The sequence below is a fragment of the Neisseria animaloris genome (assembly GCF_900637855.1).
GTDB classification, from domain to species: Bacteria; Pseudomonadota; Gammaproteobacteria; order Burkholderiales; family Neisseriaceae; genus Neisseria; species Neisseria animaloris.
Map to the genome: position 1 here is coordinate 1,647,098 of NZ_LR134440.1, position 13,716 is coordinate 1,660,813.

Below are 13,716 nucleotides of genomic sequence, written 5' to 3' on the forward strand. Positions count from 1 at the left end.
CCTGTTTAATTTAAAAGGGATAAAACCATAGGGGTATGGCGATTATCCTTTTCTTGCGGAGACATGTCAATGAAGAAAATTTTTGCAGTTTCGGCGGCGGTTGCCGCTTTTGTTTCATTCCCTGCTCAGGCATCCGATGTATTGACGGGTGATACCCGCTTGGCCTGCGAAGCTGTTTTATGTTTATCCAGCGGAGACAGGCCGTCTGAATGTGAACCGTCTATCAGGCGGTATTTCTCCATCAAACATAAACGCTTACACAAAACTTTGCAGGCGCGTAAGGATTTCTTAAATCTTTGTCCGTCGAGCCATGAAGGGCAAATGCCTGATTTGGTAAACGCATTGGTCAACGGTGCCGGCCGTTGTGATGCAAGCGAATTGAATCGTGTAATGAGATCAACCTATACCGTCCAAAAATATGTGCCTCACGGTAAAGGTGGACGAGACGGTTGGTATGATACGGTACACATCTCATACGTCAAAAATTCAAAACCCAGTTACTGCCGGGCATATTTCGACCACGAATGGACGACTACCGGCGACAAAGTCAAATATGTTGGCACTGAAAAAGAAGGCGGTCGTTGGGTAGATGTGAAATAGTTCACTCGGCTCCGGTTTCATTCCTCCATCCAACCCTACCGGAGCAACTTCAACCGGCGGAGTTAGCATTCTCCGCCGGTCTTTTTACAGACTAAAGCGCGCCTGATTTAAGGCGTTTTTTAATGTGTAAAAAGATTGGTCGATAGGCCGTTTTAAAAAAGGAAATAAAATGAAAGAAGCACATTTGATTGTCCAGGGCAAGGGTGGAGTTGGTAAATCGTTTACAGCCATGATTATTGCCCAATTTTTGGCTGTTGAAGGAAAAAATGAGGTTCCAGTTGTTTGCTTCGATACCGACCCGGTAAACCAAACTTTTAGCAGGTATGCTTCACTGAAACCTGAAATCATTAACATCCTTACAGCAGACAATACTATTGATACCCGTATGTTTGATGGTTTGATTGAAAAGCTAATTGAAACTGATGGCATTGCAGTAGTGGACAACGGGGCAGCAACGTTTGTACCACTAATGAGTTACATGGCTGAAAACCATGTGGACGAATTACTGAAAGAAAACGGTGTGCGTCTGATTCTCCATGTGCCGATTATGGGCGGACAAGCATTGGAAGATTGTGTTGTAGGTTTATCTCAAACCATCAATGCCATAGATGCAGATGTTGTTGTTTGGTTGAATGAATATAACGGTGCTATTAAATCTTCCGATAACAAGGTATTTACTGATTTTTCGGTTTATAAAGACAATAAGTCCAAGATTATTGGGGTTATTAAAGTCGCGCATCGTAATCCTGATACTTACGAAAAAGATATTCAGGCTATGACTTCAGCAAATCTAACCTTTGCTGAAATTGAGGCATCGTCAGATTGGGGCATCATGCCACGCCAACGCTTGCGTACTGTAAAACGCGACTTATTCGCACAACTAAAAAATCTTCCCATTTGGGTGAATCAGCAAAACGGTGCGGCCGATGAGTAGTGAAACTGACCACATCATATCTGAAGTATTCCGCCTTACAGGTCTTCGTATTTCCAAAGATGATCCGGTAATGGCGGTTCTTCTGATGCAACAACAGATGTTTGATGAATCTTTTGCACAGCTTTCTTCACATCAGGAGCAAGCCGCCGAAGCTATTGCCACCCATGCCGAAAACATCACGGTAGCCGCCGCAAAACTTGAAACCTACCGCGAGCAGCTTTTGGTTGAGCTGGCTCAACAAGCCAGCAATCAGATAAAAGAAACTGAAGATCGTGTTTATGCGTCGGTTTCTAAACGTGTTATTGAGGACGTAGAGGCTGCTAATGCAGCCTTTATAGATAGCATGAAAAAGCTGTTGATGCTTGTTTCTGCCGCATGGGGTATAGGATTACTACTTCTTTTAGTAGTTTTGAATCTTAAATAAACATTATTGGTATAGGGAGTAAAGTATGAGAGTCGCTATAATCCTTGTTATGTTATTGGCGGGCATCGTTTTTACTATTGTTTTATTAGACAGTGTTTTAAGCATTGCAAATGGAGAATCAGATTGGGGCAGTGAAACATTTAAGATGTGGTTAGTAGGCGGAATTTTTGCATTTATGGTGTTAGGTTCTTGGCTTGCAATTTATACAAATCGTTTGATGACAAAAAGATCAGAAAAATAGTTCAACCATTTTGGCTCTTTGTTTTGAGATTACTTGGAGAATCATCATGCTGAGTGATGCTACACCTATTGTCGGTACCATTAAGATACCGCCCGGCTTTACTCCGCCCGAAAACAACTACCCGCACTACCGGCTGTTGCCGGTACAAACAGAAACAGGCAGATTTTACTGCCTGTTTTTTTACGTCAGCCCCAGGATTTTTTTGATACTTGAGCCGAAAATAAAACGGCATCTTGCTATCGGAAAACTGGCCGAATTTCTGAAAACAGCAACGTACACGGTGTATGAAACAGTATATGAGTGAACAGCTATGAATACATATGATGTGGATGAAGCTGCTGAGTACTGCAAGTGTCACCCGGAAACAATACGGGAACATATCAGAGAGGGCAGATTAGTAGCATCCAAGCCCGGTCGTAAATATTGTATAACCCAGTCTGCACTTGACGCATTTCTTCGTGGTTTGGAAAATGGGGAGTTGCAGGCTTCGCTCAAAAGTAGGAGTGAAGAAAAATGCCGATTTACAAACGAAACAATGGCATATGGTATGTTGACATCACAACGGCAGGCGGTCGTAGAATTCGACAGTCTGCTGGCACCAAAATCAGGGAAGAAGCCCAAAAACTGCACGATAAACTAGCTTACGAGTTGTGGCAGCAGCAACACTTGGGGCAGAAACCTGTGCGACTGTGGGAAGAAGCGGCCGTCCGATGGATTAAGGAGCAAGGAGGTAAAAAGAAAAGTATTCGGGACGACATCAGCCGTTTACGCGGTTTGGGGAAATTCAAAGGCGTATTCCTGCACCATCTGAACCGTGATTTCATCATGGACACCATCAGCGGCCTTAGCTGTTCGGACAGTACCAAAAACCGTTACCTTGCGTTGATCAGAGCCATTTTGAACAAGGCGGCGAAAGAATGGCAATGGTTGGACGATGTACCGAAAATCACGCTATACCGCGAAGCTAAACGGCGTATCCGCTGGCTTAACCGCACGGAAGCCCAAAGATTGGTCGCCGCATTGCCCGAATATATGGCGGACATGGCTTTGTTCAGTCTGAATACGGGCTTGCGGCAGCGGAATGTTTTGGAACTGAAGTGGGAACAAATCAATCTGAGCCGAAAGACGGCATGGATTGATGCCGACGAAGCCAAAGCGGGGCGTGCCATAGGGGTTGCGTTGAATCAGACGGCACTCGGCGTGTTGGAAAAACAGATGGGCAAACACCCGTCTTTTGTTTTTACCTATCCGAACGGCCGTCCGGTGAAAAGCATCAGTTCGCGGATTTGGAAGAATGCGCTGGCAGAAGCGGGTATTACCGATTTTCGATGGCATGACTTGCGCCATACATGGGCAAGCTGGCTTGTTCAGGCAGGTGTCCCGCTGGCTGCGTTGCAGGAGATGGGCGGTTGGGAGAGCATCAGTATGGTGCAGCGGTATGCCCATCTCGCTCCCGAACATCTGCACGAACATGCTGCATTATTGGACGGTGCCGGTCTAGATCATGGCACAAATTTGGCACATCCCAGGATAGGCGGTGGCAAAGAAAAAAGCCTAAACGTTTGTTTAGGCTTGGAAAATGTGGTGGGTCGTGAAGGATTCGAACCTTCGACCAACGGATTAAAAGTCCGCTGCTCTACCGGCTGAGCTAACGACCCGAAGAATTGGAATAGTACAGCGGTTAATTTTATATGTCAATCTTTTTTAAAAGGCCGTCTGAAAAATTTTTCAGACGGCCTCCGGTTTTACTTTGGTGCTTCCTGTAAAGGCAGCCACACGCTTACGTTCAGGCCGCTGGGGAATTGTTTGGCATCGCTTAAAGTAATCCTACCTCCGTAGCGTTTAGCAATGGTTTGTGCAATGGATAAACCCAGACCGCTGCCTTCCGTATCGTTGCCGAGGATACGGTAAAAGGGATCGAATACACGGGTGCGTTCATCGGGCGGAATACCATTACCGCTGTCTTCGATTTCCAAAACGCATCCGCTGTTGTTCCGTCTGGCGTGTAAATCGATTTGCCCGCCTTCGGGTGTATAACAGATGGCATTTTCAGTCAGCGTTTTCATCAAGGTGTAGATTTCTGTTTCGTTGGCGAATACATGAACATTTTCATTGCCGACATCTGTGCCGATATCGATATTTTTAGCATCGGCCAGCGGGTATACATCTTGTATCAGCTGTTGATACAGGCGACTGATATTGATGTTTTCCCGCGGCCGTTCTTCTTCGGTTTGCATGCGGGCCATGGATAATAACTGCTCAAGCAGACGGCGGTTGCGGCGGATGCCTTCGCGCAAATCTTCTACTAAAAAAGCAGTGCCTTCCGGCAGATTGCGTGTAGAAAGCCTTTCGGCCTGTAATGATAAAGCAGTCATCGGGGAGCGCAGTTCATGGGCGGCATCGGCAATGAAACGTTGTTGCTGGCGCACGCCTTCTCCAACCCGTTCCAGAAGGCGGTTAACGGCTTCTGCGAAGCCGTAAATTTCGCGGGGAATTTGCTCGGTGGGTAAGGGAGATAAATCGTTTTCGTTGCGGTTCTCAGTTTGTGCGGAAAGTTGTCTGACAGGGCGCAGTGTCAAGTAGATAATCAGTGCGGTCAGCAATAGTGCTATCGGGGCGAGTATCAACAGAGGCATAACGGCATACCATGCACTATCGGCCGCTACGTCATCGCGAAATTCGGTTTCTTGAATGAATGCAACCCGTTGGCCGTCGGGGTAGGTGTGGACATAAGCCCGGTATGGGTCGTTTTTCTTTTTATCGGTAATGTCGTAGAAGCCTTCGTCTACATCGTTTGGTAAATTGAAGCGGTGTTTTTCGTTGAGCGGTTGTATGTAAATGCGAATATCGCTGTCGATATCGGCATAGCCTGCGTCGGCCGGTTGCTGTATCAGGATGGCAGTTTGACGCAACAAGTCGTCTTGCAACTCACGCGCCTCGCTGAACATGGTAAAAAACGAGGCGATACCTGCAATCACTGCCGTTAGCAAGATAATCAGGGTAAGAAAGATAGACAGCCGTAGCTGTATGGAGGGGCGGCGGGGCATGTTTGTATAGGGTCCTGTTAATTTTTTTTCAGACGGCCTGTATATTCTAAAGACTAATCCGCTTTCTTGGGAACCAGCCAGCCTACGCCGCGTACATTTTTAATGCTGTCGTGCCCGAGTTTTTTGCGCAAAGCATGGATTAGGTAATCAACGGCATTACTTTCGGGCTCTTCTCCCCAGCCGTATACTTTATCTTCCAAGTCCGCACGCGAAAAAATCGTGCCGGGTCGCTGCATCAGGGCATGTAAAATGGCGAATTCACGATTGGAAAGGAAAATGGTTTCCCCTGTATCAAGACGTTTAACGTGATAAGTAGAAGGATCAAGCTGCAATGCACCGTTATCCAATTCATTGACTGCACTGCCGCCATGACGACGCAGTACGGCACGGATGCGGGCCAGCACTTCGGACATGTCGAACGGCTTGATAATATAGTCGTCGGCACCTTTATCTAAACCTTGTAAACGGCTTTCAAGATCATCTCTTGCTGTTAGAATCAATACAGGCACATCCAACCCGCGAGAACGCAGGCTTGCAAGCACCTGTAAACCGTCTTTTTGCGGCAATCCTAAATCCAATAACACCACATCGTAAGGTTGTGAGGCTAGCGAATCGAGTGCAGCTTTGCCGTCGCGCACCCAATCCACCGTGTAACGGGCATCTTTCAAACTGCCTTCAACGGCCTGGCCGATCATTTTGTCGTCTTCTACCAATAACACTCGCATCCTCACCCCTTTCTTAATTAACCCTATGGTTACGCTGCTACTATAGAACACACCACCAAAAGAAACAAATCAGTAAAAAAAGCTTATCTGCTTTTTATGGTGTTCATGGTCTCGGTTTAGGTTAAGCAGATAATAATCTCGAGGCCGTCTGAAAGCATTTCAGACGGCCTCTTATTATATTGTTACGGTTTAATCATAATCTACATATGAATTGATCACGCTGCCGTTTTCCGCATCAACAATCACTTTATAAGGCACGCGGTCTGCGGATAAAACTTCTACTTCATACAAGGCACGGCCTGCTTTGTAATCCAAATCGGCTTCCAAAACCTGTCCGCCCACTTTGCCGTGGGCTATTTGGATGGCACGTTCCAATGAAACAGCCGGCGAGCCTGCAAGTTTCATTTTATGCTTGGTTTTGCTGCCCAGCACTTTACCGTTTACGGCATCTACGAAGACCGAATGTTCTTGTTGTCCATCGCGGACTTCAACTTCATAGGCAGGATTGCCATAAGGGTTTTTCAAATGAACTTCGGTAGCTTTGCCTTTAACCTGCTTTTGTGCGATGTTTAAAGCCTGAACCGGAGAAACTTTAACTTGCTCCAAAGCCTCAATGCGCGACAAACTGTTTTTTTGGGCAGCGGCTTGTCCTGAAAGAACCAACAGCGCGGCAGACATCACAGTAGCCAAAATTTTATTTTTTATTTTCATGGGGATTGATTCCTATATATTTCCGAAATTGTAAGGTTGAAATATTTCCGACACATACATAATAAGAGGCTTGAATTATAGAAAAATTAGGTGAAATTTAATTTGTGTAAAGAAAAAAAGATTGAAGAGAATGATTATTTTTCATTATATGATGAGATTTTTATATTAATTGAAAATTTTACACATAAACCTCAAGATGATAGGATTCAGCAATCTCCAATCGTAAGAATGGCTGCCAGTAGGCTTAAACGGCTTTCAATGCACCCCAAACCCAAGAAAGGAAGAACATTGTCTGAACACAAACCTCATTCCGCCGCAGGCGGTCAAATCAACCCGGCGGTTTTCTATTCTTCATCCGCTATCATCATTTCCATCATCCTGTTTGCCGTTATTGCCCCGCAAGCTGCCGACCGGGTATTTAAAGCCGTCCAGGCGGTTATTGTGGCCAACGGCAGTTGGTATTATGTATTAACCGTAGCCATTATTCTGTTGGCCACCCTTTATTTGGGCATCTCCCGTTACGGCAATATCCGGCTCGGTCCGGATCATGCCAAACCCGATTACAACAATATTTCTTGGTTTGCTATGCTGTTTTCTGCCGGCATGGGCATCGGCTTGATGTTTTTCGGTGTGGCAGAGCCGGTTATGCATTTCTTGTCCCCTCCTATGGGAGGTGGCAGTACAGTAAACTCCGTACGTGAAGCCATGAGGCTGACTTTCTTTCATTGGGGGCTGCATGCTTGGGCGATCTATGCAATTGTAGCGTTGATTCTGGCGTTCTTCAGCTATCGCCACAATCTGCCGCTAACATTACGTTCGGCACTTTACCCGTTGATCGGCGATAAGATTAATGGCCCAATCGGTCATGCGGTCGACGTGTTTGCTGTCGTCGGCACACTTTTCGGCGTGGCTACTTCTTTAGGTTACGGCGTATTGCAGGTTAATGCCGGTCTAAATCATGTGTTTCCTTCTATTCCCGTATCAACTACCACGCAGATTATCCTGATTGCGGCCATTACCGCGCTGGCCACACTATCCGTGGCATCGGGTTTGGATAAAGGCGTGAAAATGCTTTCCGAACTCAATCTCAGTTTGGCAGTAATATTATTACTGTTTGTGTTGTTTGCCGGCTCAACTGTATTTCTATTGCAGGCATTGGTACAAAATATTGGCCATTACACTTCCAATATTGTTGATATGACCTTCAATCTTTTTGCTTATCAAAAAACCGATTGGATTGGCGGTTGGACTATTCTTTATTGGGGGTGGTGGCTAAGCTGGGCTCCGTTTGTCGGATTGTTCATTGCACGGGTATCGCGTGGCCGCACAATCCGCCAGTTTGTAATCGGCGTGCTAATGGTGCCTACCGGTTTTACCTTTATGTGGATGACGTTCTTTGGCAATTCCGCTATCGATATGATTTTGAACCAAGGTATAACTTCGCTGGGCAGCGTTGTTTCACAAGATGTGTCGCTGGCATTATTTGCTTTCTTGGAGCAACTGCCGTTTTCTACGCTGTTCATCTATGTTGCCCTGTTTATGGTCGTCGTCTTTTTTGTTACTTCCGCCGATTCAGGAGCATTGGTTATGGACATGCTGTGTGCCCACGGCGAAACCAGTAAAGGGGTTGTTTACCGAATTTATTGGTCGGTTGGAGCAGGTGTGGTTGCCATAGTTTTACTATTGGCAGGTGGTTTGGGCGCATTGCAGACTATGGCAATTGCCAGCGCTTTGCCTTTCGTTACCGTATTGATGATAGCAATGTACGGTTTGTTTAAAGCCTTGGATATTGATATGCAGAAACAACTGGTGCAACAACTCGCCGCACCTACGGCAGCGCCGATGCTTCGTGCCAAAGGTGCGTGGCGTGAGCGTTTGCAAGTCATTATGGATTTTCCCGACCAGAAAACCGTTTACCGTTTTGTCGATACTTTAGTGGCAGAGGCCTGCAACGAAGTGGCGGAAGAACTCCGCAATCTGGGCATTGAAGCCAACGTCGTTCATCCGGAAACCGGCCAGATTATGCTGACTACCAATCATGAAAATGAAATCGACTTTACTTACCAGGTGGTTGCTTCCGAACATATCCAACCGGCTTTTGTTCAGTCGGACAATAGCAACGCACAGGAAATCACAGAAGGCCAAAAATACTATCGTGCCGAAGTGCATTTGGGAGAAGGGGGCCAAGATTATGACATTATGGGCTGGAGCAAAGAAGGCGTGATAAACGATATTATCGACCAATACCATAAACACATGCATTTCCTGCACAGTTTGCGTTGAGAAAAGGTTTTGGATTGAAAGCCGGATGATTGATTTTTCTGATAATAGCAACCGTTTATTGCTCGGAGATATTATTCATTCGGCTGCAAACAGCGGGTGGCGTTAGATATATTGGAAAAGAAAGAATGCTTGTTACGCATATTATTCAAAAAGAAAAAGCCAAGCAATTCGCTTGGCTTTTTTAATTTGGTGGGCCGTGAAGGATTCGAACCTTCGACCAACGGATTAAAAGTCCGCTGCTCTACCGGCTGAGCTAACGACCCGTTAAGCTGCGTATCTTAATTGCCATAAAGAGTAATGTCAAGCCTTTTTTGGATTTTGATTTTGCATCAAAACTCTTTGCAGTCTGAACCCATCTTAAATTATGTTATGATTAAAAAACTTGCCCGGTATCAACCCAAATATTAAATATGGAGAAAAATATGAAAAAATTCCTTACGGTTATCCTATCTGTTGCTGCTTTGGCCGCATGTTCGCAAGAAGTTAAGCAGGAAACAAAAGATGTTACGCAGGCCGTGGCTTCCGATGTGAAAGAAGTCAAAGAAAATGCTTCTTCTGCCGTAAGCGACGCAGTAGCCGCAGCTAAAGAGGCCGGTGTAAAAGCGGAAGATTCTGCAAAAGCTGCTGCCGAAAAAGCCAAAGAAGCCACTAAAGACGCTGTTAAAGATGCGAAGGAAATAGGCGCAAAAGCCGGAGAATCGGTAAAAGAGGCCGCGTCTAAAGTAGCCGAAGCCACTAAAGATGCGGCCGATAAAGCCGTCAATACCGCCAAAGAAGCAGCCAATGATGCCGCCGCCGCTGCCCGGGAGGCCGCCGATAAGGCTAAAGAAGCGGGCAAATAACTTAGTGCCGTTTCAATCAAACCGAGGCCGTCTGAAAAGAGCTTTTCAGACGGCCTCATGTTTTTACCGTTATTTATTCGGTTGCGTGTACCAGAAGCTTGAACCGGCTTAATCCGGATTTCCCTTCACGAAAAACGTTCAGCCATTCCGGTATATCAGGCAAAGCACCTGCTTCAAGATAAATAACCGCCTCTGTTTTCAGACGGCCTTTTAACAATTCGAACAATTCCGGCCAACGATTCCATGCAAACGGGGGATCTAAAAAAACCACGTCAAAACAGAGGGGATTATTTTTCAGATAAGACAGGCCGTCTGAAAACACGACTTCGGTTTGCCGGAAACCCAACAGCCGATTGTTTTGTTTCAGCGTTTCAAATGTTCTACGGTTGTTTTCCACCAATACGACCCGGCGGGCATTTCTTGAGGCCGCTTCCAAGCCCAATGCACCGCTGCCGCTGAATAAATCCAATACTGTTTTTCCGGTTAAATCCTGCCCAAACCAGTTAAACACACGTTCGCGCACGCTGTCGGGAGTAGGGCGCAGGCCGTCGGCATCGTTGAAATGCAGTTTCCTACCACGGTGGCTGCCCCCGATGATGCGGACTTGATTTTGATGTTTGGAATGTTTCATGAGTACGGAAATCGGATAATGGTTTGGGCTGTATTGTAAAGCAAAGGCCGTCTGAAAACATTGTTTCAGACGGCCTCTATTGCTACTCTTCTGTTTCTTTACTGCCTTTCGGAGCAGGCGGTTCTATTTGTTCTTTCCAGCCGCATTCTTTCTGCGGGCAGACTTTTTCTACGCCCCAGCGTTTGGTGGTTTTGATGGTCAGCACCGGCCATTGGCATTTCGGGCAGGTTTCGGCGACCGGCGGATTCCAAGTGGCGTAGTTGCAGTCGGGATAGGTGCTGCAGCTGTAAAACAGTTTGCCGTAGCGTGATTTGCGCTCGACCAGCCGGCCTTTTTTGCATTGCGGGCATTCTACGCCGGTGTCTTTGGGTTTTTCCAAAGGTTCGATGTGTTTGCACTTCGGATAGTTGGCGCAGCCGATGAATTTGCTGCCGGTGCGGCTGTATTTGTAAACCAGTCCGCCGCCGCATTTGGGGCATTCGCGGCCTTCGAGTTCGGCTTGTTCTGCGGCTTCTTTGGCGATGCGCTCGGCGGCCTGTTCGGCGGTTTCGTTGACATTGCGGGTGTAGCTGCATTCGGGATAACCGGCGCAGGCGACGAAGCGACCCATTCTGCCGAATTTGATTTGCAGCTTGTGGTTGCCGCATTTCGGGCAGATTTCGTCAAGCTCTTCGGTGGTGAATTTGGCGCGTTCGATGCCTTCTTTTTCTTCAACCTGTTTGTGGAATCCTTTCCAGAATTTGTCCATCACGGGAATCCACTCGCGTTTGCCGGTGGCGATTTCGTCGAGCTGGTCTTCGAGTTTGGCGGTGAAGTGGTAATCGACGTATTGGGCGAAATGTTCGGTTAAAAATTTGTTGACGATGTCGCCGGTGTCGGTAGGCATGAAGCGTTTTTGCTCCAGCGTTACGTATTCGCGCTCTTTCAGGGTGGAAATGATGCTGGCGTAGGTAGAGGGGCGGCCGATGCCGAATTCTTCGAGTGCTTTTACCAGCGTTGCTTCGTTGAAGCGCGGCGGCGGGGTGGTGAAGTGCTGCTCGCCGTAGATGTTGTCGACGGGCAGTTTTTCGCCTTCTTTCATTTCGGGCAGTTTTTTGTTGTCTTCGTCTTCGTCGTTGTCGTCGGTGCCTTCTTCATACACGCTCAAAAAGCCTGCGAAGGTTTGCACTTGGCCGGTTACGCGGAATACGCCGTTGCCCACGGCAATATCGACGGTAGTTTGGTCGAACTTGGCGGGGTTCATTTGGCAGGCTACGGTGCGCTGCCAGATCATTTGGTAGAGTTTGAATTGGTCGGCAGTCAGGAAGGGCTTCACGCTTTCGGGGGTGCGGTACACGGAAGTCGGGCGGATGGCTTCGTGCGCTTCTTGTGCGTTTTTCGATTTGGTTTTGTATTGCTTGGCGGCGGAAGGCAGGTAGTCTTTGCCGATTTTGTTTTCGATGTAGTGGCGGATTTCGGTTAAGGCTTCGTCCGACAGGGTTACGCTGTCGGTACGCATATAGGTAATCAAACCGATGGCACCCTGCCCTACGTCGATACCTTCATACAGTTGCTGGGCAGTACGCATGGTGCGGTCGGTGGTCATGCCGAGTTTGCGCACGGCATCTTGCTGCATGGTGGAAGTGGTAAACGGTGCGGCGGGGTTGCGGCTGCGTTTTTTCTTTTCGATGGTGGCCACTTGGGCTTCTTGCCCTTCCAAACCTTTTAAGACGGCCTGTTGCGCGGCTTCGTTGGGCAGGGAGAATTGTTCTAGCTTTTCGCCGTTCCATTGCACGAGTTTGGCGGTGAATTTGCTGCGGCCTTTGTGGCTGTCGAGATGTACCGACCAGTATTCCTGCGCTTCGAATGCGCGGATTTCGTTTTCGCGTTCGCAAATCAGGCGCAAGGCGGGGCTTTGTACGCGGCCTGCGCTCAAGCCGCGGCGGATTTTTTTCCACAATAAGGGGGAAAGGTTGAAGCCGACCAGATAATCCAACGCGCGGCGCGCCTGCTGGGCATCGACCAGATTTTCTTCGAGTTCGCGCGGGTGGGCGATGGCATCGAGCACGGCGTTTTTGGTGATTTCGTGAAACACGACGCGCTGCGGCTTGATGTTTTTCAAGCCGCGTTTGGATTTGAGGATTTCCTGCAAGTGCCAAGAGATGGCTTCGCCTTCCCTATCCGGGTCGGTTGCCAGATAAAGGTTTTCAGCTTCTTTGGCGGCGGCAACGATGGCATCGACGTGCTTGGCGTTGCGGCTGACCATTTGGTATTTCATGGCAAAGTTATTGTCGGGGTCGACCGCGCCGGTTTTAGGCACCAAATCGCGCACATGACCGTAGGAAGCGAGGATTTCAAAATCGCTTCCGAGATATTTTTTCAGCGTTTTGGCTTTGGAGGGCGACTCCACAATCAATAGGTTTTTTGCCATTGTTGGTTCCTGAAAAATTATTGATATTAATACAGCGTCAGGGAAACTGATGCCGTCTGAAAATTTTATTCAGACGGCCTGTTTAATTTATTGAGCCACATAATTTTTGCTTGCATGTTATATGGCGATAAAAGCTGCTTCAGCCCTATTATATTGCCCGCCTTAACGCGGATATGCCGTCTGAATCAGGGCTTGCTGCTTCAGACGGCCTTTTTTCAGAAGCATAGCCAACTGAAAGGCCATACGGTTTTATTCATAATGAACGAGCAGTATGTGGTTTTGTCGGCTTTAAATCTGTATACAATTGTATCTGTGGTACATACCCGATGGTATGCTTCCATATATTGGATTACATCCGAATAGGTATGGTTGCAGAGGTTTCCTGCTATATCCGTTCGGGTTAGTGCATGATGGATTTGCCGTGCAAGGCCATCATTAATTCATCGCCGATCAAAATAGGCGGCTCCGATTTGTGCGCCCATAATATCAACAAAGTAAGAACTTTTGCCATATCTACGGTAATTTCTTCCGGCGGCATGTGCAACAGGGCATGTACGACGAATTCACGCTGTTCCCCGTTAATGGCTTGTGCCTTGTCAAGGAAGTATAGCAAGTCCACCACTTCCTGCGGCAGTGCTTCCAGCTCTTCGGGGCAATATACGCGCAAAGCATCGCTGCGGTATTGCGTGGTGGAAACGCTGGGGCTGTTGGCCAATACTTCGAGAAGCATCAGGGCGTGTCCGATTTCAATGTCGTCAAAGCCGATGTCTTCCAGAATCTGACCTAGGTCGCTGGGAGGCGGGCATGCATCGAAATCATGAAAATGTTTGATTAAAAAGGCAATTACTTCAGCCATGATGTTTCCTTG

13 protein-coding genes, 2 tRNA genes and 1 pseudogene are annotated in these 13,716 nt (G+C 47.4%); 8 read left to right on the forward strand and 8 right to left on the reverse strand.

Translation table 11 applies throughout. The annotated features are described in order from the left end of the window. The first annotated feature begins 69 nt into the window (after window positions 1–69). From EL216_RS07680 to EL216_RS11320, 6 genes and pseudogenes are all read left to right on the forward strand, one after another. Complete coding sequence (locus EL216_RS07680) at window positions 70–600, forward strand: TrbM/KikA/MpfK family conjugal transfer protein (protein ID WP_085390706.1); 531 nt, start codon at window positions 70–72, stop codon at window positions 598–600. Between the two features lie 169 nt (window positions 601–769). Next, window positions 770–1,534, forward strand: coding sequence for a nucleotide-binding protein (locus EL216_RS07685; RefSeq protein WP_085390708.1), 765 nt, complete (start codon window positions 770–772; stop codon window positions 1,532–1,534). Beyond that, window positions 1,527–1,958 (forward strand): hypothetical protein, encoded by a 432-nt coding sequence (locus EL216_RS07690; RefSeq protein WP_232005236.1) that lies wholly within the window; start codon window positions 1,527–1,529, stop codon window positions 1,956–1,958. Before EL216_RS07685 ends, EL216_RS07690 begins: the two co-directional genes overlap by 8 nt. Window positions 1,959–1,983: 25 nt before the next feature. Next, window positions 1,984–2,199: a hypothetical protein gene (locus tag EL216_RS07695; RefSeq protein WP_232005237.1), complete on the forward strand. Its 216-nt coding sequence runs from the start codon at window positions 1,984–1,986 to the stop codon at window positions 2,197–2,199. 310 nt (window positions 2,200–2,509) lie between these two features. Next, the gene (locus tag EL216_RS07705; protein WP_085390712.1) at window positions 2,510–2,839 is read left to right on the forward strand and encodes a helix-turn-helix domain-containing protein; all 330 of its coding nucleotides are present in this window, start codon (window positions 2,510–2,512) and stop codon (window positions 2,837–2,839) included. Continuing rightward, window positions 2,755–3,747: pseudogene (locus tag EL216_RS11320) on the forward strand (tyrosine-type recombinase/integrase); the annotation flags it as partial. The gene EL216_RS07705 and the pseudogene EL216_RS11320, both read left to right, overlap by 85 nt. Before the next feature lie 34 nt (window positions 3,748–3,781). On the opposite strand, the gene EL216_RS07715 reads toward EL216_RS11320, so the two are convergent. From EL216_RS07715 to EL216_RS07730, 4 genes are all read right to left on the reverse strand, one after another. Next, window positions 3,782–3,857 (reverse strand) — tRNA-Lys (locus EL216_RS07715). A gap of 87 nt (window positions 3,858–3,944) precedes the next feature. Then, window positions 3,945–5,246 carry an ATP-binding protein gene (locus EL216_RS07720; RefSeq protein WP_085390714.1) on the reverse strand — a complete coding sequence of 434 codons (1,302 nt, stop codon included), beginning with the start codon at window positions 5,244–5,246 and terminating at the stop codon, window positions 3,945–3,947. A 53-nt stretch (window positions 5,247–5,299) separates the two neighbouring features. Further along, window positions 5,300–5,971 (reverse strand): response regulator transcription factor, encoded by a 672-nt coding sequence (locus tag EL216_RS07725; RefSeq protein ID WP_085390716.1) that lies wholly within the window; start codon window positions 5,969–5,971, stop codon window positions 5,300–5,302. Between the two features lie 189 nt (window positions 5,972–6,160). Beyond that, complete coding sequence (locus EL216_RS07730) at window positions 6,161–6,682, reverse strand: PepSY domain-containing protein (RefSeq protein ID WP_085390718.1); 522 nt, start codon at window positions 6,680–6,682, stop codon at window positions 6,161–6,163. Between the two features lie 288 nt (window positions 6,683–6,970). Here EL216_RS07730 and EL216_RS07735 point away from each other — a divergent pair, with 288 nt between their 5' ends. Next, complete coding sequence (locus tag EL216_RS07735; RefSeq protein WP_232005238.1) at window positions 6,971–8,965, forward strand: BCCT family transporter; 1,995 nt, start codon at window positions 6,971–6,973, stop codon at window positions 8,963–8,965. 187 nt (window positions 8,966–9,152) lie between these two features. Here EL216_RS07735 and EL216_RS07740 read toward each other — a convergent pair. Further along, a tRNA-Lys gene (locus tag EL216_RS07740) sits at window positions 9,153–9,228 on the reverse strand. A 159-nt stretch (window positions 9,229–9,387) separates the two neighbouring features. Between EL216_RS07740 and EL216_RS07745 the strand changes: the two genes are divergently transcribed. Beyond that, window positions 9,388–9,807 (forward strand): lipoprotein, encoded by a 420-nt coding sequence (locus EL216_RS07745; protein WP_085390722.1) that lies wholly within the window; start codon window positions 9,388–9,390, stop codon window positions 9,805–9,807. Window positions 9,808–9,880: 73 nt separating this feature from the next. On the opposite strand, the gene rsmD is transcribed toward EL216_RS07745, so the two are convergent. The 3 genes from rsmD to EL216_RS07760 all read right to left on the reverse strand — a co-directional run bounded on the left by rsmD (window position 9,881) and on the right by EL216_RS07760 (window position 13,704). Next, a complete protein-coding gene (rsmD, locus tag EL216_RS07750; protein WP_085390724.1) occupies window positions 9,881–10,438 on the reverse strand; it encodes a 16S rRNA (guanine(966)-N(2))-methyltransferase RsmD in 558 nt (185 codons plus the stop codon). 82 nt (window positions 10,439–10,520) lie between these two features. After that, complete coding sequence (gene topA, locus EL216_RS07755; protein WP_085390726.1) at window positions 10,521–12,848, reverse strand: type I DNA topoisomerase; 2,328 nt, start codon at window positions 12,846–12,848, stop codon at window positions 10,521–10,523. Between the two features lie 400 nt (window positions 12,849–13,248). Further along, entirely contained in the window at window positions 13,249–13,704 is a 456-nt protein-coding gene (locus tag EL216_RS07760) for a DUF494 family protein (protein WP_085390728.1), read from the reverse strand. Between the last annotated feature and the right edge of the window lie 12 nt (window positions 13,705–13,716).

What these genes read in the sequence shown, in the direction of transcription:
- EL216_RS07680 (WP_085390706.1), top strand. Translation starts at nt 70, where the DNA reads ATGAAGAAAATTTTTGCAGTTTCGGCGGCGGTTGCCGCTTTTGTTTCA.
- rsmD (WP_085390724.1), bottom strand. Translation starts at nt 10,438, where the DNA reads ATGAAACATTCCAAACATCAAAATCAAGTCCGCATCATCGGGGGCAGC.
- EL216_RS07695 (WP_232005237.1), top strand. Translation starts at nt 1,984, where the DNA reads ATGAGAGTCGCTATAATCCTTGTTATGTTATTGGCGGGCATCGTTTTT.
- EL216_RS07760 (WP_085390728.1), bottom strand. Translation starts at nt 13,704, where the DNA reads ATGGCTGAAGTAATTGCCTTTTTAATCAAACATTTTCATGATTTCGAT.
- EL216_RS07690 (WP_232005236.1), top strand. Translation starts at nt 1,527, where the DNA reads ATGAGTAGTGAAACTGACCACATCATATCTGAAGTATTCCGCCTTACA.
- EL216_RS07745 (WP_085390722.1), top strand. Translation starts at nt 9,388, where the DNA reads ATGAAAAAATTCCTTACGGTTATCCTATCTGTTGCTGCTTTGGCCGCA.
- EL216_RS07685 (WP_085390708.1), top strand. Translation starts at nt 770, where the DNA reads ATGAAAGAAGCACATTTGATTGTCCAGGGCAAGGGTGGAGTTGGTAAA.
- EL216_RS07730 (WP_085390718.1), bottom strand. Translation starts at nt 6,682, where the DNA reads ATGAAAATAAAAAATAAAATTTTGGCTACTGTGATGTCTGCCGCGCTG.
- topA (WP_085390726.1), bottom strand. Translation starts at nt 12,848, where the DNA reads ATGGCAAAAAACCTATTGATTGTGGAGTCGCCCTCCAAAGCCAAAACG.
- EL216_RS07725 (WP_085390716.1), bottom strand. Translation starts at nt 5,971, where the DNA reads ATGCGAGTGTTATTGGTAGAAGACGACAAAATGATCGGCCAGGCCGTT.
- EL216_RS07705 (WP_085390712.1), top strand. Translation starts at nt 2,510, where the DNA reads ATGAATACATATGATGTGGATGAAGCTGCTGAGTACTGCAAGTGTCAC.
- EL216_RS07720 (WP_085390714.1), bottom strand. Translation starts at nt 5,246, where the DNA reads ATGCCCCGCCGCCCCTCCATACAGCTACGGCTGTCTATCTTTCTTACC.